This is a genomic window from Amycolatopsis sp. NBC_00345 (assembly GCF_036116635.1).
GTDB lineage: Bacteria > Actinomycetota > Actinomycetes > Mycobacteriales > Pseudonocardiaceae > Amycolatopsis.
The window spans coordinates 10,291,670-10,307,662 of sequence record NZ_CP107995.1 but is presented as its reverse complement, the minus strand read 5'-3'; the positions used below and the strand labels follow the sequence as shown (position 1 = coordinate 10,307,662).

The 15,993-nt window shown below is 71.5% G+C and carries 15 protein-coding genes and 1 pseudogene; 10 read left to right on the top strand and 6 right to left on the bottom strand.

Translation table 11 applies throughout. From position 1 onward, the window contains the following. The first annotated feature begins 70 nt into the window (after window positions 1-70). Genes OG943_RS47135 through iolD form a run of 8 tightly spaced genes read left to right on the top strand, consistent with a single transcriptional unit; the run spans window position 71 to window position 8,531 of the window. Window positions 71-958 (top strand): sugar phosphate isomerase/epimerase family protein, encoded by an 888-nt coding sequence (locus tag OG943_RS47135; protein WP_328607364.1) that lies wholly within the window; start codon window positions 71-73, stop codon window positions 956-958. Window positions 959-993: 35 nt separating this feature from the next. Next, on the top strand, window positions 994-2,049 hold the full coding sequence (locus tag OG943_RS47130; RefSeq protein ID WP_442874670.1) for a substrate-binding domain-containing protein: 1,056 nt from the start codon (window positions 994-996) through the stop codon (window positions 2,047-2,049). Then, complete coding sequence (locus tag OG943_RS47125; RefSeq protein WP_328607363.1) at window positions 2,046-3,080, top strand: ABC transporter permease; 1,035 nt, start codon at window positions 2,046-2,048, stop codon at window positions 3,078-3,080. The genes OG943_RS47130 and OG943_RS47125 overlap by 4 nt, the downstream gene beginning before the upstream one ends. Continuing rightward, a complete protein-coding gene (locus OG943_RS47120) occupies window positions 3,077-3,862 on the top strand; it encodes an ATP-binding cassette domain-containing protein (protein ID WP_328607362.1) in 786 nt (261 codons plus the stop codon). The genes OG943_RS47125 and OG943_RS47120 overlap by 4 nt, the downstream gene beginning before the upstream one ends. Before the next feature lie 31 nt (window positions 3,863-3,893). Further along, on the top strand, window positions 3,894-4,877 hold the full coding sequence (gene iolC, locus OG943_RS47115) for a 5-dehydro-2-deoxygluconokinase (RefSeq protein ID WP_442874854.1): 984 nt from the start codon (window positions 3,894-3,896) through the stop codon (window positions 4,875-4,877). Then, window positions 4,874-5,770, top strand: coding sequence for a Cgl0159 family (beta/alpha)8-fold protein (locus OG943_RS47110; RefSeq protein ID WP_328607361.1), 897 nt, complete (start codon window positions 4,874-4,876; stop codon window positions 5,768-5,770). Before iolC ends, OG943_RS47110 begins: the two co-directional genes overlap by 4 nt. Next, entirely contained in the window at window positions 5,767-6,657 is an 891-nt protein-coding gene (iolB, locus tag OG943_RS47105) for a 5-deoxy-glucuronate isomerase (protein ID WP_328607360.1), read from the top strand. Before OG943_RS47110 ends, iolB begins: the two co-directional genes overlap by 4 nt. Further along, on the top strand, window positions 6,654-8,531 hold the full coding sequence (iolD, locus tag OG943_RS47100) for a 3D-(3,5/4)-trihydroxycyclohexane-1,2-dione acylhydrolase (decyclizing) (protein WP_328607359.1): 1,878 nt from the start codon (window positions 6,654-6,656) through the stop codon (window positions 8,529-8,531). Before iolB ends, iolD begins: the two co-directional genes overlap by 4 nt. A 31-nt stretch (window positions 8,532-8,562) precedes the next feature. On the opposite strand, the gene OG943_RS47095 is transcribed toward iolD, so the two are convergent. Together OG943_RS47095 and OG943_RS47090 are read right to left on the bottom strand one after the other, a co-directional pair. Further along, complete coding sequence (locus tag OG943_RS47095) at window positions 8,563-9,411, bottom strand: alpha/beta fold hydrolase (protein ID WP_328607358.1); 849 nt, start codon at window positions 9,409-9,411, stop codon at window positions 8,563-8,565. Window positions 9,412-9,663: 252 nt separating this feature from the next. Further along, the gene (locus OG943_RS47090) at window positions 9,664-10,101 is read right to left on the bottom strand and encodes a MarR family winged helix-turn-helix transcriptional regulator (RefSeq protein WP_328607357.1); all 438 of its coding nucleotides are present in this window, start codon (window positions 10,099-10,101) and stop codon (window positions 9,664-9,666) included. Window positions 10,102-10,198: 97 nt separating this feature from the next. On the opposite strand from OG943_RS47090, the gene OG943_RS47085 reads away from it, so the two are divergent. Continuing rightward, window positions 10,199-10,795: a cysteine hydrolase family protein gene (locus OG943_RS47085; RefSeq protein WP_328607356.1), complete on the top strand. Its 597-nt coding sequence runs from the start codon at window positions 10,199-10,201 to the stop codon at window positions 10,793-10,795. On the opposite strand, the gene OG943_RS47080 is transcribed toward OG943_RS47085, so the two are convergent. Further along, entirely contained in the window at window positions 10,775-10,939 is a 165-nt protein-coding gene (locus OG943_RS47080) for a hypothetical protein (protein WP_328612376.1), read from the bottom strand. The genes OG943_RS47085 and OG943_RS47080 overlap by 21 nt on opposite strands. A 13-nt stretch (window positions 10,940-10,952) precedes the next feature. On the opposite strand from OG943_RS47080, the pseudogene OG943_RS47075 reads away from it, so the two are divergent. Beyond that, window positions 10,953-12,171, top strand: a pseudogene (locus OG943_RS47075) (MFS transporter). Here the strand turns inward: OG943_RS47075 and OG943_RS47070 are convergent. The 3 genes from OG943_RS47070 to OG943_RS47060 all read right to left on the bottom strand — a co-directional run bounded on the left by OG943_RS47070 (window position 12,168) and on the right by OG943_RS47060 (window position 15,814). Further along, the gene (locus tag OG943_RS47070; RefSeq protein WP_328607355.1) at window positions 12,168-13,226 is read right to left on the bottom strand and encodes an NAD(P)-binding domain-containing protein; all 1,059 of its coding nucleotides are present in this window, start codon (window positions 13,224-13,226) and stop codon (window positions 12,168-12,170) included. The pseudogene OG943_RS47075 and the gene OG943_RS47070 sit on opposite strands and share 4 nt — an antisense overlap. A 44-nt stretch (window positions 13,227-13,270) precedes the next feature. Beyond that, window positions 13,271-14,485, bottom strand: a complete 1,215-nt coding sequence (locus OG943_RS47065) for a GGDEF domain-containing protein (protein ID WP_328612358.1) — start codon at window positions 14,483-14,485, stop codon at window positions 13,271-13,273. Window positions 14,486-14,929: 444 nt separating this feature from the next. Continuing rightward, window positions 14,930-15,814, bottom strand: coding sequence for an SRPBCC family protein (locus OG943_RS47060; RefSeq protein WP_328607354.1), 885 nt, complete (start codon window positions 15,812-15,814; stop codon window positions 14,930-14,932). Window positions 15,815-15,993: the final 179 nt, after the last annotated feature.

The window sequence follows — 15,993 nt, the reverse complement described above, 5'->3', positions numbered from 1 at the left end:
TCTAATCAATAGAGCGCTCCAACGCCGGCCGGCCGCGGTGGCCAACGGGTGGACAGACGGAGAGGGATCCATGACAGCGAAGCCGACCATCCGCGTCGCCGCCGCGCCGATCTCCTGGGGGGTGTGCGAAGTGCCCGGCTGGGGCCGGATGCTCGACGCGCCGACCGTGCTGGGCGAGATGGCCGAGCTGGGCCTCACCGCCACCGAGCTGGGCCCGCCCGGGTACCTGCCGCGCGACCCCGCGGCACTGAAGGAACTGCTGGGCGGTCACGGCCTCCGTCTCATCGGCGGCTTCCTCGCCGTGGTGCTGCACGAAAATCCCGAAGCCGCGCTCGCCGAGGCCGAGGACTCCGCCGCGCTGTTCGCCGCGTGCGGGGCCGAGGTGCTGGTGCTCGCGGCCGCGACCGGGCTCGAGGGCTACGACGAACGGCCCGCGCTCAGCGAGGCCGAATGGTCCACTTTGATCGGCACCGCCGCGAAGATCCGCGACGTGGCGGCGGCGCACGGGCTGAAGACCGTGCTGCACCCGCACGTCGGCACCCACGCCGAGACTCAAGCCGAGGTCGAGCGGTTCCTCGCCGACTCCGACCTGCCACTGTGTCTGGACACCGGCCACCTGCTGATCGGCGGCACCGACCCGGTGGAGCTGGCGAAGAAGTACCCCGACCGCGTCGGGCACCTGCATTTGAAGGACGTGCGCGGCGACCTGGCCGAGGCCGTCCGCGCCGGGGAGCTGCCGTACGCCGAGGCCGTGGGCCAAGGCCTGTACGTCCCGCTCGGAAAGGGTGACGTGGACATCGAAGCCATGGTTCGCTTCGTGCACGAAGCGGGCTACGACGGCTGGTACGTCCTCGAGCAGGACACCGCGCTGGACGAGCGCAGCCCGGTGGACCTGCCGAAACGGGACGTGGCCGCCAGCCTCGCCCACCTCGGCGCAATCGTCAGCCGGTTCGGCTGAGGCGATATCGAAGGAAGAAGCGAGGAGAGACGACGATGTCCCATCGCTTGAAGCGCGGCAAGCTGCGGCCGCGCGGGATCAGGGCCGGCCGGGCCGGGATCGGCCGGGTCAGTACCGGCCGGGTCAGGGCCGGGCTGGTGGCCGTGGCCGGGTTGCTGCTGCTGTCGGCGTGCACCGGGCCGGCGGCCGAGGTGAAGACCACCGCCCCGCCGTCCGCGCCGGTGGACAAGGGCCCGCTCAAGGTCGCGGTGATCACGCACGGCACGGCGGGCGACGCGTTCTGGAACGTGGTGAAGAACGGCGCCGAGCAGGCCGGCAAGGACCTGGGCGTCCAGGTCGAGTACAACTCCGACGGCGACCCGGGGGCCCAGGCCAAGCTGATCGACAATGCCGTCGCCCAGGGAATCGGCGGTCTGGTGGTGTCGATGGCGAACCCGGAGGCGCTGCAGCCCTCGATCGAGGCCGCGGTGCACGCGGGCATCCCGGTGATCACCATCAACTCCGGCGAGGACAAGAGCGCCGCGTTCGGCGCGCTGACCCACGTGGGCCAGAACGAGTCGATCGCCGGCGAGGAGGCCGGGAAGAAGTTCAAGGACCTCGGCAAGAAGAAGCTGCTCTGCGTGATCCACGAGGCCGGCAACGTCGGCCAGGCGCAGCGCTGCGACGGCGCGAAGACCGGGTTCGGCGGCGCCGTCCAGACACTGCAGGTGGACATCACCAACCCGACCGACGCCGAGTCGCGCATCCGCGGCGCGGTGCAGACCGACTCGTCGATCGACGCGGTGCTCACGCTGAACTCGCAGGTCGCGGCCCGCGCGGTGAGCGCGATCAAGACCGCGGGCTCGAAGGCGCAGGTCGGCACGTTCGACCTGAACTCCGACGTGGTGTCCGCGATCAAGGCCGGCGACGTGCTCTTCGCCGTCGACCAGCAGCAGTACGAGCAGGGCTACCTGCCGGTGATGTTCCTCAAGCTCTACCGGGACAACGCGAACGTCGTCGGCGGCGGCAAGCCGGTGCTCACCGGACCCGACCTGGTCGACAAATCCACAGTGGACAAGGTCGGCCAGTACGTGCAAAGGGGCACCCGATGACCACCACCACGCTCGACGAGCGGTTCGTGAAGCCGCGGCTGCGGGACCGGCTGGTGGTCCGGCCGGAGATCGGCGCGCTGCTCGGCGCCGTTGTCGTCTTCCTGTTCTTCACCATCGTCACGGACAAGTTCTTCAGTGCCAGCGGCGCCGCGACCTGGCTCGACGACGCGGCGACGCTCGGCATCATGGCCGTCGCCGTCTCGCTGCTGATGGTCGGCGGTGAGTTCGACCTGTCCGCGGGCGTGATGACGGCGTCGACCTCGCTGGTCACCGCGATCCTCTCGACCGCGGCGGGCTGGAACGTCTGGCTCGCGCTACTGGTCTCGCTGGTGTTCGCGCTGGCGGTCGGCGCGTTCAACGGCTGGCTGGTGATGAAAACCGGCTTGCCGAGCTTCATCGTCACGCTCGGCACGTTCCTCGCGCTGCAGGGCCTGAACCTGGGCGTCACGCGGCTGGTGACCGGCACCGTGCAGGTGTCCGGCATGCGCTCGACCGACGGCTACGCCTCGGCCGGGTTCGTGTTCGCCTCCACGGTGAACATCGGGGGCACGCCGTTCCAGATCTCCATCGTGTGGTGGATCGGCGTCGCCGCGGTGGCCTCGTGGCTGCTGGTGCGGACCCGCTTCGGCAACTGGATCTTCGCGGTCGGCGGCTCCGCGCCCAGCTCCCGCGCGGTCGGCGTGCCGGTGGTGCGCACGAAGATCCTGCTGTTCATGGGCACGGCGCTCGCGGCGTGGCTGGTCGGCTCGATCAACATCCTGCGGTTCGCGACCGTGCAGGCGAACCAGGGCATCGGGCTGGAGTTCCAGTACATCATCGCGGCGGTGATCGGCGGCTGCCTGCTCACCGGCGGCTTCGGCTCGGCCGTCGGCGCGGCGATCGGCGCCCTGATCTTCGGCATGGCGCGCCAGGGCATCGTGTTCGCCGGCTGGGACAGCGACTGGTTCATGCTGTTCCTCGGCATCATGCTGCTGGCCGCGGTCCTGGTCAACAACGCCTTCCGGCGACGCGCGGAAAGGGTCCGGCGATGAACGCCCCGCTGATCGAAGTCAAGGACATCGGCAAGATGTACGGCAGCGTCGTGGCGCTGCACGATGTGTCCACAGTGGTCAACGCGGGCGAGGTCACCTGCGTGCTCGGCGACAACGGCGCCGGGAAGTCCACGCTGATCAAGATCCTGGCCGGGGTGCACACCCACGACCGCGGCGAGTTCCTGGTCGAGGGCGTCCCGGTGCGGTTCGCCTCGCCGCGCGAGGCGCTGGACCGCGGCATCGCCACGGTCTACCAGGACCTCGCCGTGGTGCCGCTGATGAGCGTGTGGCGCAACTTCTTCCTCGGCTCCGAGCCCACGGTCGGCTTCGGCCCGTTCCGCGCGCTGGACCGGAAGAAGGGCCGGGAGACGACCAAGAAGGCGCTGGCCGACATGGGCATCGACCTGCGTGACGTCGAACAGCCGGTGGGCACGCTCTCCGGCGGCGAGCGTCAGTGCGTCGCCATCGCGCGGGCGGTCCACTTCGGCGCCAAGGTGCTGATCCTCGACGAGCCGACCGCCGCGCTCGGTGTGAAGCAGGCCGGGGTGGTGCTCAAGTACGTCGCACAGGCCCGTGACCGCGGGCTCGGCGTCGTGCTGATCACGCACAACCCGCACCACGCGTACCCGGTCGCGGACCGGTTCCTGCTGCTGAAGCGGGGCGCGCCGCTCGGCACGTACGAGAAGTCCGAGATCGACATCGGCGAGCTGACCCGGCAGATGGCGGGCGGCGCGGAACTGGAAGCACTCGAACACGAGCTGCGGGCCGTGGAGACGCCTTGACACACGTACCCACGCGGAGGTGGCTGTGACAATTAAAGAGGCGACGATCAAAGCGGCGACGATCGACGAGACGACGACCAAAGACACGACGATCGAAGCACTGACCGTCGGCCGGGTCGGGGTGGACCTCTACCCCGAGCAGAGCGGCGTGCCGCTGGCCGAGGTGGCCACCTTCGCCAAGTCGCTCGGCGGGACCGCGACCAACGTCGCGGTCGCCGCCGCACGGCTCGGCCGCCGCACCGGCGTGCTGACGAAAGTCGGCCCGGACGGTTTCGGCGACTACGTCCGGCAGGCGCTGACGGGGTTCGGCGTCACGCCCGATCACGTCGGCACCTCGCCGGATCTGCAGACACCGGTGGTGTTCTGCGAGCTGAACCCGCCCGCCGACCCGCCGCTGCTGTTCTACCGCTCCCCCATCGCGCCCGACCTCACGCTGACCGAGGCGGACGTGCCGTGGGACGTCGTGCGCGAGGTGCCGCTGCTGTGGGTGACCGGCACCGGCGTCTCGACCGAGCCCGCGCGGGCCACCCAGCGGAAAATGCTGGAGGTCCGCGGGCGGCGCGAACACACCGTGGTGGACCTCGACTACCGGCCGATGTTCTGGCCGGACGCGGCCACGGCGCGGGAAGAGATCGGCTGGATGCTCGGCCACGCCACGGTCGCGGTCGGCAACCGCGCCGAGGCCGAGGTCGCGGTGGGCACGGCCGACCCCGACGAGGCGGCCGACCGGATGCTGGCGCAGGGCGTGCGGCTCGCGCTGATCAAGAAGGGGGCCGACGGCGTGCTGGTCGCCACCCCCGAAGGCCGCTGGACCGTGCCGCCGCGGCGGGTCGAGGTGGTCTGCGGGCTCGGGGCCGGCGACGGCTTCGGCGGCGCGCTGGTGCACGGGCTGCTGTCCGGCTGGGACCCGGTGCGCATCGCGGAGTACGCGAACGCGGCGGGCGCCATCGTCGCGTCGCGGCTGGCCTGCGCCGACGCCATGCCGACCGCCGGCGAAATCGAGGAGATGCTGTGACAGCCCTGCTGACCGACGAGCGCTGGAGCCGGCTGCTGCGCACGCGAGCGACCGACCCCGGTGCCGTGCGCCGGGCGTACGCCTCACGGCGACGGCGCGAGAACCTGTTGTCGGACAAGGGAACGCTGTTCCTCGTGGCAGCCGACCACCCGGCGCGAGGCGCGCTCGGCGTCGGCGGCGACCCGCTGGCGATGGCCGACCGCCGCTCGCTGCTGGAGCGGCTGCTGGTGGCGCTGGCGAACCCGGCCGTGGACGGGCTGCTCGGCACCCCCGACGTCGTCGAAGAGCTGCTGCTGCTCGACGCGTTGCACGACAAGGTCGTGATCGGCTCGATGAACCGCGGCGGCCTGGCGGGCGCCGACTGGGAGATCGACGACCGGTTCACCGGCTACCACGCGACCGCGCTCGTCGACGCCCGGCTCGACGGCGGCAAGATGCTGCTGCGCCTGGTCGACTCCGACGCGGGCACCGTGCCGACCCTGCAGGCCTGCGCGGACGCCGTCACCGAGCTGGCGGCGTACGGCCTGATGGCGATGGTCGAGCCGCTGCCCTACACCCGCGAAGACGGGCGGCTGGTGCTGCAGAAGGACGCGACTTCGCTGTCGCGGGCCGTCACCGTGGCGTCCGGCATCGGTGTCACGTCCGCGCACACCTGGCTGAAGCTGCCGTCCACCGAGGACGCCGCCGTGCTCGGCGCCACGACGCTGCCGGTGGTGGTGCTGGGCGGCGTGCCGACCGGCGACCCCGCCGCCGACCTGGTGTCGTGGGGCCGCACGCTGCGCCACGAGGTGGTGCGCGGGCTCGTCGTGGGCCGGAGCCTGCTGTACCCGCCCGACGGTGACGTCGGCGCCGCGGTGGAAGCCGCCGCGAAGACCTTGGAGGCCGCGAAGTGAGCGAGCTGCACCGTCCACTCGGGACACTGTCCGACGGCGCCGACCCGGTCCGGCTGACCCCGGAATCGGCCGGCTGGGCCTACACCGGGTTGCAGGTGCTCAAGGTCGGCACCCGGCTCCCGCGGGTGGTGGAGACCGGTGAGTTCGAGGCGTTTGTGCTCCCGCTGTCCGGCTCGCTCTCGGTCGTCGTCGACGGCGAGGAGTTCGAGCTGGACGGCCGCGATTCGGTGTTCACCCGCGTCACGGACTTCCTCTACGTGCCCCGCGACGCCGAGGTCATGCTGACTTCCACCACCGGTGCCGAGGTCGCGCTGCCGATGGCGCGGTGCACCCGCCGCCTGGAGCCGAAGTACGGCCCGGCCGAGGAGGTGCCGGTCGAGGTGCGCGGCGCCGGCCAGGCGACCCGCCAGGTGACCAACTTCGGCGTGCCGGGGGTGTGGGACCACGCGGACAAGCTGAACGCGTGCGAGCTGATCACCCCGGGCGGCAACTGGTCCTCGTACCCGCCGCACAAACACGACGAGGCCTCGGACTGCGAGGTCGTCAACGAAGAGGTCTATTACTTCCGCATCGCCGGGCGTGACGGCGTCACGCCTTCGCGCGAGGGCTTCGGCCTGCACCGCACGTACACGGCGGATGGTGAGCTGGACGAGGACGTGGCGGTGCGCGACGGCGACGTCTTCCTGATCCCGCGCGGCTACCACGGCCCGTGCGTCTCGGCGCCGGGTTACCCGATGTATTACCTGAACGTGCTGGCCGGCCCGGCCGAGGAGCGGTCCATGGCGTTCTGCGACGACCCGGCGCACGGCTGGGTCCGCGACACCTGGGCTTCGCAGGAGCTGGACCCGCGGTGCCCGGCCACCAGTCACGAGGGGCGCGTCTTATGAAGCTGACCACGGCACAGGCGCTGGTGCGCTGGCTGCTCGCGCAGCGCTCGGAAACCCTGGACGGGCGCGAGGTCCCGCTGTTCCCCGGGGTGTTCGCGATCTTCGGGCACGGCAACGTGCTCGGCCTCGGCACCGCGCTCGAAGAGCACCGTGCCGCGGTGTGGACTGACCCCGCCACGGGAAAGAGCATGCCGGCGTTGCCGGTCTGGCGTGGGCACACCGAGCAGGGCATGGCGCTCGCGGCCGTCGGCTACGCGAAGGCGACGCAGCGGCGGCAGGTCGGCGTGGTGACCTCGTCGATCGGGCCGGGCGCGCTGAACATGGTGACCGCGGCGGGGGTCGCGCACGCGAACCGGCTGCCGGTGCTGCTGCTGCCGGGCGACACGTTCGTCAGCCGCGCGCCCGATCCGGTGCTGCAGCAGGTGGAGCCCTTCCACGACGGCACGGCGACGGTCAACGACGCCTTCCGCGCGGTCAGCCGCTACTTCGACCGGATCACCCGGCCCGAGCAGCTGCTGGCGACGTTGCCGCAGGTCGCGCGGGTGCTCACCGATCCGGCGGACGCCGGGCCGGTCACGCTGGCGCTGCCGCAGGACGTCCAGGCCGAGACCTACGACTTCCCCGAGGCGCTGTTCGAGCCGGTCACGCACCGGCTGCCGCGCCCGCGCCCGGACCGCCGGTCGCTGACCGAGGCGGCCGCCGCGTTGCGCTCGGCCCGCCGCCCGCTGCTGGTGCTGGGCGGCGGCGTCCGGTATTCGGGCGCCGGGCGCCGCGCGCTGGAATTCGCGCAGCGGCACGGGATTCCCGTCACGGAGACCACGGCGGGCCGGACGCTGGTGCCGCACACGCACGAGCTGCACGCCGGGCCGCTGGGCATCACCGGCTCGACGTCGGCGAACGTGCTGGCCGGCGCGGCCGACGTGGTGCTGGCGGTCGGGACGCGGCTGCAGGACTTCACCACGGCGTCGTGGACGGTGTTCTCCCCCGACGTCCGGCTGGTCACTTTGAACGCGGCCCGGTTCGACGCCGTCAAGCACGGCGCGCTCGCCGTGGTGGGCGACGCGGACGCGGGGCTGGCCGACCTCGGGGCGCAGCTGGAGAGCTGGCGCGTCGATCCACAGTGGACGGCGCGGGCCGCGGAGGAGCGCGCACGCTGGGATGCCCACATCGACTCGCTGCGGTCGGCCCCGGCTCCGGTGCCGTCGTACGCGCAGGTCGTCGGAGTGGTGAACGACCTGTCGGAACCGCACGACTACGTGATGACCGCGTCGGGCGGCCTGCCTGGTGAGCTGATCGGCGGCTGGCGCGGCTCCGGCGAAGTGAGCATGGACGTCGAGTACGGCTTCTCCTGCATGGGTTACGAGCTGTCCGGGGCGTGGGGCGCGGCCATCGCGCACACCGAAGGCCTGGTGACCACGCTCCTCGGCGACGGCTCGTACCTGATGCTGAACTCGGACCTGTTCTCGGCCGCCTTCGCGGGTCACCCGCTCGTCGCGGTCGTCTGCGACAACGACGGCTACGCGGTCATCGCGCGGCTTCAGCAGGGGCAGGGCGGGAAGCCGTTCAACAACTTCTACGCCGACTGCCGCACTTCGCACGCTTCGCCGCCACGCGTGGACTTCGCGCGTCACGCCGAGTCGCTGGGCTGCGCGGTCTTCACCGCGACGTCGCTGGACGACGTCCGTGGCGCGTACGCGAAGGCCCGCGCCGCCGCCGTCGCGGAGAGCCGTCCCGCGGTTGTCGTGGTGCGGACCCAGCCTTCAGCTTGGACGGAAGCCGGGGCGTGGTGGGAGGTCGGCGTTCCGGAGCACCTCGCCGGCCGCCCGGACTTCGACGCCGCGAAGCCCGGGCAGGTGCGCTACCTGCGTCAGTAGCGGCTGGCCGGCTGAATCATCACCGGCTGACTCATCGGAGGCCGGTCAGCCAGGGCCGCAGCACCGGCAGGACCGCGGTGGCCTGCATGGCGGTCATGTGGTCGAGCCCGTCGAGGACTTCGACGGTCCAGCCACGCTCGGCCAGCTCGGCGCGGCGGGTCTCGAAGGGTCCCGCGATGTCGACCGTGACGCCGCCCCAGCGTTCGCCGTACTCGATCCGGTCGGCTGAGCCCGCGAAGCACAGTCGAGGGCAGGCCAGCCGGGCCGCGTGGTCGTCGAAGTCCTGCAGGGCCTCGTACAGCGTGACGAACTGCCGCGTCTGTCCCGTCGACATAGTGACCTCGACGGAATCCCAGTCGCCCGGCTGGCTCTCGGAGGACCCAGCGGTCGGCGTCTCGGCTGGCCCGGCGACGGCCATCTCGTGGGTGGCCCGCGTGACCGCCAGCATTTCGGCGTATGGCCCGTCGAGCGGCGGGAAGCCGCCCATGGCCAGCCCGTCAAGACGGTCGGTGCGCAGGGCCAGCTGCAGCCCGGCCAGCGCGAGCCACGAATAGCCGTAATACGCGAACCGCCGCGCCCCCACCGTGTCCGCGACGGCGAGGAAATCAGCGGCGACGGCGGCCGGCGTCAGGCTGTCCGGCCGTGGATGCGCCATGACGTGCCCCTCGTAGTCAAAGGCGACAACGCGGAACCCGGCCAGCCCGCTGATCAGCGACCGGCCGAGCGCCGGGTCGGCACCCCACTGCCGCATCGACTCGGCCTGCTCGCCTTCGATCGGCCGCGGGTTCACCGGGAGCAGCACCGCCGGGCCCTCGCCGTGGACCTCGATCTCGAGCACACTGCCGTCTTCCAACTTGGCGTTCGCTGTGGTTTCGACCATGCCCCACCTATCTCTTTATGCCGTAAAGTGTTACCTCGGAGAGGATAGCAGGGCGACCGGGCGCGGTCGAGCCACCCAGCGACAGGGGAACGACCCAGCGCCGCCGAAGCGCTCGAGCCGTTGCAGAAGTTGTACGAAGTGCGGCCGGATCCCGAGTATCCGACGTATCCGATGCCACCCGAGTCGAAGGCGTCGATCATCGTGAAAGCGGCGAAGTCGTCATCAACACCACCGTCGGCGTTCAGGCGCGGATCAGCAGTCCGCGAGGCGCTCCATGATCTCCGCCGCTTTCGCCAGTGTCCGGCGTTCGACGGGCGAGAGGTGCTGCTCGATGACCTCTTCGAGCCAGGCTTCACGGATCGCGGGAATGGCCGAGAGGAGCTTGCGGCCCGCCGCGGTCATCGAGATGAGCGTCTTGCGCCCGTCCGTGGGGTCCGGCCCGCGGGCGATCAGACCCTCCCGGAGGAGCGCGGCGACCGTCTCGGCCATCGACTGAGGACGGACGTGTTCCGCGGCGGCGAGGGCGCTGACCGTCGTGGGCCCTTCGTCGCCGATCCGGCTGAGCGTGGTGACCTGCGACCACGTCCAGCGCCGGTCGGCGGGCGCGGACTCGGCCCGCAGCCGCGCCCGCAGCCGGATCATCGCGTGCGGAAGCTCGCGAGCGATGTCGCGGGGCAGTGGCGCCGTCATGGGTCCGCACTCTATCCCGGCACTCCACCATCGGCAGGAAGCCTGTATATTTAGACAGGCAACCTGTTCAGTTTCCCTGTGAAGGAGCAAGACTTCCGTGACCACAACCCCTGACCCGGCCATCGTCGCGCGGCGGACCGCGCTGTTGCTGATGGACTTCCAGCCCGAAATCCTGGGGCACCTCCCCCAGCCGGGCGCCGTGCTGGAGAACGCCATGACCGCGCTGGACTGGGCGCGCGAGCACGGCGTCAAGGCAGTGTTCGTGCGAGTGGCGTTCGCGCCGGAGGACTACGACGCGATCCCGGCTCACCACAAGGCGTTCAGTGCCGTCAAGCAGGGCCGCCTGTTCGCCGACGGCGACCCGGCGCTGGACATCGATCCCGCGCTGGAAGTGCGTGACGGCGACATCGTCGTCCGCAAGACCCGCTTCGGCGCCTTCAGCACCACCGATCTGCACGCCCTCCTCGGCGACGAGTCGATCGACACCCTCGTGGTGGGCGGCATCTCGACCGCCGGAGTGGTGTTGTCCACGGTCCGCGACGCCTCCGACCAGGACTACCGCATCTTCGTGCTCGCCGACGCCACCGCCGACCCGGACCCGGAGGTCCACCGGGTCGTCCTCGAGAAGGTCCTTTCGCACCAGGCGGACGTGATCACGACGTCCGACCTGAAGTCACTGGTCCGCGAAGACTGACCGGCCGATGACCTCGTCCGACACCACCGGGCCGGCCGTCGCGGGCGAGGCCGGTGACGACCGGAAACGCGGGGCGTTCTCGTGGCGGTTCGTCACGCCGCTGTACATCAGCTCGGCGCTCAACCCGATCAACAGCTCGCTCATCGCGACCGCGCTGGTGCCGATCGCGCTGGCGATGGGCGTGTCCGTCGGGGCGACCGCGGTCCTGGTGTCGGCGCTCTACCTGGCGAGCTCGGTCGCCCAGCCCACCGCGGGCAAGCTCGCCGAACAGCTCGGCCCGCGCCGGGTGTTCCTCGTCGGCATCGTGCTGGTGCTCGTGGGCGGCATCGTCGGCGGGGCCGCCCACGGCATGGCGACGCTGACCGTCGCGCGGGTCCTGATCGGAATCGGCACTTCGGCCGGGTACCCGGCGGCGATGGTGCTCATCCATCGCCGGCACGGTCACGGTGGCGGTCGGCCCGCCCATCGGCGGGGTGCTGGTCGCCGCGTTCGGCTGGCGCTCGGCCTTTCTGGTCAACCTCCCCGTCACCGTGATCGCCCTGATCCTGGCGGTGCTGTGGGTTCCCCGGGACGAACCGCTGGAGCGCCGTCCACTGCGGGAGCTGGCCGGCCGCGTCGACGTCAGCGGCATCGTGCTGTTCGGCGGCACGATGAGCGCTCTGCTGGTGTTCCTGCTGTCGCTGCCCGAGCCGAACTGGATTCCCCTCGGGATCGCCGCCGGGCTGGGCGCCCTGCTGGTGGGGTGGGAACTGCGGGCGGCCACGCCGTTCATCGACATGCGGCTGCTCGTGTCGAATCTCGCGCTGACCCGCACGTACCTGCGCGGCGCGCTCACGCTGTTGGCGTTCTACACCGTGCTCTACGGCCTCACCCAGTGGCTGGAGGCTGCCCACGGCCTGCCGCCCCAGGAAGCCGGGCTCGTGCTGCTGCCGATGGGCATCGTCGCCGCGATCGTGTCGCAGCCGATCTCGGCCCGCAACCTCGTCCGCGGCCCGCTCATCATCGGCGCGGTCAGCATGATCCTGGCCTCGGCCGCCGTCCTGCTGTTCACCTCGGCGACTCCGGTGGTGGTCATCGTCGGCGTCACGCTGCTGTTCGCGATCACGCTGGGCGCGACGACCGTCAGCAACCAGACCGCCCTCTACACGCAGGCGCCCGCCGACCAGGTCGGCACCGCCGCCGGGCTGTTCCGGACCTTCAGCTACCTCGGGTCCATCGCCTCGTCCACCGTCACCGGCATCGTCTTCCGCCACAACGTCACCGATTCCGGGCTGCACCTGATCGCCGGAACGCTGGCCGTCGTCAGCATCGTGGTCCTGGCGCTGACGCTCTTCGACCGCACCCTCAAAACCCCGAAAGCACGGGCCGGCGCCTAACGCCCGAGCAGCCGCCGGATCTCGTGCACAGCGGCGCGGCCCGCGCGGTTGGCGCCGACGGTGCTGGCCGACGGCCCGTAGCCGACCAGGTGCAGGCGCGGCTCGTCGACCACGCGGGTGCCGTCCATCCGGATGCCGCCGCCCGGCGTGCGCAGGTGCAGCGGCGCGAGGTGGTCGAGGGCGGCGCGGAAGCCGGTCGCCCAGAGGATCAGGTCGGCGGGCTCGAAGGTGCCGTCCGCCCAGACGACGCCGTCGGGCACCAGCCGCTCGAACATGGGGCGCCGGTTGAGGAAACCGGCCTCGCGGGCGGCGCGCACCTCGGGCGTCACCGCCAGGTCGGTCACGCTGACCACGCTCTCCGGCGGCAGGCCCGCGCGCACGCGCTGCTCGACCTTCGTGACGGCGTCACGGCCCCAGTCCTCACCGAACGGCTCCTCGTGCCACACCGGCGGACGGCGCGTGACCCACGTCGTCGAGCGGGCGACCGGGCCGATCTCCATCAGCAGCTGCACGGCCGACGCGCCTCCGCCGACGACCACCACGCGGCGGCCGCGGAACGGCTCCGCGCCGGTGTAGTCGGCGGTGTGCAGCTGCCGTCCGGCGAACGTCTCCTGGCCCGGGTAGTGCGGCCAGAACGGCCGGTCCCACGTGCCCGTCGCGCTCACCACGGCGCGCGCGGCCCACGTTTCGGCCGGGCTCTCGACGAGCAGCCGGTCGCCCTCGCGGCGGACGGCCGTGACGTCAACGGGCCGGCGTACGGGCAGGGAGAACGTCTTTTCGAACCGGCCGAAGTACTCGGACACGACCTCGCTGGCCGGCCGCGTCACGTCCGGCGTGCCGAACGCCATGCCGGGCAGGTCGTAGATGCCGTGCACCTTGCCCAGTACCAGCGACGGCCAGCGGTACTGCCAGGCGCCGCCTGGGCGTTTCCCGTGGTCCAGCACGACAAAGCCCGAATCGTCGGCGAAACCCGCGCGACGCAGGTGGTAGGCGGCCGAAAGGCCGGCCTGACCGGCCCCGATGACCACCACGTCCGGCTCGTGATCCGCACTCATACAACGTTCAACAACGTCGGCGGGCCGGTATTTCGAGCCCTGACTCACACGGCGACGCGGTTGCGCCCGGCGTCCTTGGCCCGGTAGAGCGCGGCGTCGGCGGAGCGCAGCACCTGGTCGAGCGTGCCGCCGGCCGCCGGGTAACACGCGACTCCGACGGAGACGGACAGCCCGTCGACCCGGGTGGAACCGGAGACGATCACGGTCAGCTCCCCCACCGCGACGCGGACGCATTCGGCGATGCCCAGCACGTGGGTGGCGCCGGTGGCCGGAAGCAGCACCACGAACTCCTCGCCGCCGAACCGGCCGACGGTGTCGCTGGTGCGCACCGAATCCTCGATCGCCACCGCGACGGCGGCCAGCACCTCGTCACCGGTCAGGTGGCCGTAGGTGTCGTTGATGCGCTTGAAGTGGTCGAGGTCGATCATCAGCACGGCGAACTCGCTGCCCGGGCCGCGGCGGCGCGCGCGGGCGTACTCGCGCGTCGCGAGATCGTGCCAGCCGGCGGTGTTCAGCAGGCCGGTCTTCTCGTCGGTCACGGCGGCGACCTGCAGCTGTTGTTTGAGCAGCAGATAACGGTGCAGCAGCAACAAAGGCGCGACGACGAAGACGACCAGCACCGGCTGCGCGACGAGCGCGAGCGCGGCCAGCCCGCCGAGGCACAGGGTGGCGAGCTCGAAGGCGTTGTCCTCCCAGGTGCCGATCAGGTCCGCGGCCGCGCGGCTCGCCGTATAGAGGTAAATCCCGAGGGCGACGAGCGCGACGTTCACCAGCTCGAACACGGCCGCCGCCAGCACCAGCGCGAACACGCCGCGCCAGGTTTCGAGGCCTGCCTGGTCGAGGCCGTCGACCGTAAGCACGGCAGAAGCCGCGAAGCAGGAGAGCATGGCCCACGCCGTACTGGCCGCGAAGCGATGCGCGGGCCTCGTACGCACCCCTCGCCAGACGCGCAGCCACAGATGCAGGTACAGCACGAGCGCGAGCAACGCGACCCACGCGGGCGGCAGCAGGAAGGCGCCGGCGAGGTACCAGACGGACGTGACGTTGATGTGCGTCTGGCCGCTCATCCACCGGCGCGCCCGCTCGATCCGCCGCGCCATCTCCGCCTGCGCGATGCCGAGCCCGACGAGCACCGCGAACGCGACTGGCTGCACCGGGCCGCCGAACTCGCCCGCCAGCCCGCCGATGACGGCCACTGTGGTCACCAGCTCGCACCCGACCGCGTACACGATCCAGCGTTTCCGGGCGACGGACCACATAGTCCAGCGGGACGGCCAGCCGGGCCACGCCGAAAGCGTGCCCCGGGAGACGGCTCCCTGCATCGTGACGCCCCCACTGCGAAAAGTCGGCCGGCGAGGTTGCCCAGAGTATCCGTCGCCCCCGCGCCGCGCCGCCGACCCGGGCGATTTCGGGGTCAATCTGCCCGGCTGACCCTGCTCGCGGTAGAGCCGAGGGGCAAATCCGGCCTGTTCGGGTGACGTTCGGGGCATTTCGTGGCGCAGGCGGGTGGGGACGGGGAGCGGGTTGTCCACAGGCTTGTCACCCTGTGGGCAACTGGGCTTGGGGGTGCCGCTTGCTGGGCTGTCGGCGGAGGTAGTGGCGGATCCTGCGCAGTGGCCCCCCGCGGGCGCGCGGGCAGACTGCCGTGCCCGGACAGTGCAGGTCAGCCGTACGTGGACCGGTGCCGGTCCGCCGTGAACAGGTCAGCGGCGGCGCAGGGCCCGGATGAGTGCGATGGCGCCGATCAGGACCGCGGCGACCACGGCGACGGGGATGAGGCGCTTGGCGACCGACCGGCCCGCGTAGTCCATGAGGTCGATGGCCTCCGCCTCGCCGGTCGCGCCACCGGCCGGGACGCTGCGGAGGTGGGGCTTGGGCCCGGCCGGGGTGACCGGCGCCGAGGTCGACGGCTTCGCGGGCGTAGTCGCCGCGGGAGTGGGCTGGTCCGGGTGCTCCCTGGCGGCCTTCTCGGCGATTTCCGCGGCCGCGCGCTCGGCCGCGTCACCGGCCGCCGCGGCGACGGCCGCTTCAGCCGCAGCCGCCGGGCTCGCCGAGGCTTTGGCCGCCTCCGCCGGGTCGACCGGGGCTTTCGCATCCGCCGGGGTTTTCCCGTCCGCTGCGGCAGCGGCAGCCGCCGGGGTATCCGCAGTACCCAGCGAACTCGCCAGGTTGGCAGCGAAGGTGTCCAGGATTTTGCCGCTCACCTCGGAGATCAGGCCGCGGCCGAACTGGGCCGGGCGGCCCGTGATGGCCAGGTCGCTGGCGACGGCGCCGTGGGTGCCGCCGTCGGTCTCGGTCAGGGTGAGGGTCACCGACGCGGCCGCGGTGCCGCCGCCGCGGGCGTCCTTGCCGGAGGCCTTGATGACCACCTTGCGAGCCGCCTCGTCCTTCTCCAGGAACTCGCCACTTCCCTTGTACAGCAAGGAGATCGGCCCCAGCTTGACCTTCACCGTGCCCGTGAACGAGTCACCCTCGACCTTGGTGAGGGCCGCCCCCGGCAGACACGGCGCGACGCGCTCCGGGTCGATGACCGCCTGCCAGACCTCCCCGATCGAGGCCGGGACGGTGAATTCGTGGTCGAGCCGCACGGGCCGACCTCCTCTCTGGATCAACTGGCCAATGAAGCCACCTTACGCACCGGCACCACCACCAGAAGGGGAACGAGACCGCGCCAAACGCCCTCACCAGGGCGGATACGTCAGCCGTCACCAGCGACGGTCAACAACCCGACCCATCAATCACCCGCCCACGGCCACGGCCAACACCG

What these genes read in the sequence shown, in the direction of transcription:
- OG943_RS47080 (WP_328612376.1), bottom strand. Translation starts at nt 10,939, where the DNA reads ATGAGCGAGCTGTTGATCGGGTTGAGCGCCGAGCTGATGTACAGCGGC.
- OG943_RS47095 (WP_328607358.1), bottom strand. Translation starts at nt 9,411, where the DNA reads ATGGTCGAAACCACAGCGAACGCCAAGTTGGAAGACGGCAGTGTGCTC.
- OG943_RS47130 (WP_442874670.1), top strand. Translation starts at nt 994, where the DNA reads ATGTCCCATCGCTTGAAGCGCGGCAAGCTGCGGCCGCGCGGGATCAGG.
- OG943_RS47090 (WP_328607357.1), bottom strand. Translation starts at nt 10,101, where the DNA reads ATGACGGCGCCACTGCCCCGCGACATCGCTCGCGAGCTTCCGCACGCG.
- OG943_RS47120 (WP_328607362.1), top strand. Translation starts at nt 3,077, where the DNA reads ATGAACGCCCCGCTGATCGAAGTCAAGGACATCGGCAAGATGTACGGC.
- iolD (WP_328607359.1), top strand. Translation starts at nt 6,654, where the DNA reads ATGAAGCTGACCACGGCACAGGCGCTGGTGCGCTGGCTGCTCGCGCAG.
- OG943_RS47065 (WP_328612358.1), bottom strand. Translation starts at nt 14,485, where the DNA reads ATGTGGTCCGTCGCCCGGAAACGCTGGATCGTGTACGCGGTCGGGTGC.
- OG943_RS47125 (WP_328607363.1), top strand. Translation starts at nt 2,046, where the DNA reads ATGACCACCACCACGCTCGACGAGCGGTTCGTGAAGCCGCGGCTGCGG.
- OG943_RS47135 (WP_328607364.1), top strand. Translation starts at nt 71, where the DNA reads ATGACAGCGAAGCCGACCATCCGCGTCGCCGCCGCGCCGATCTCCTGG.
- OG943_RS47070 (WP_328607355.1), bottom strand. Translation starts at nt 13,226, where the DNA reads ATGAGTGCGGATCACGAGCCGGACGTGGTGGTCATCGGGGCCGGTCAG.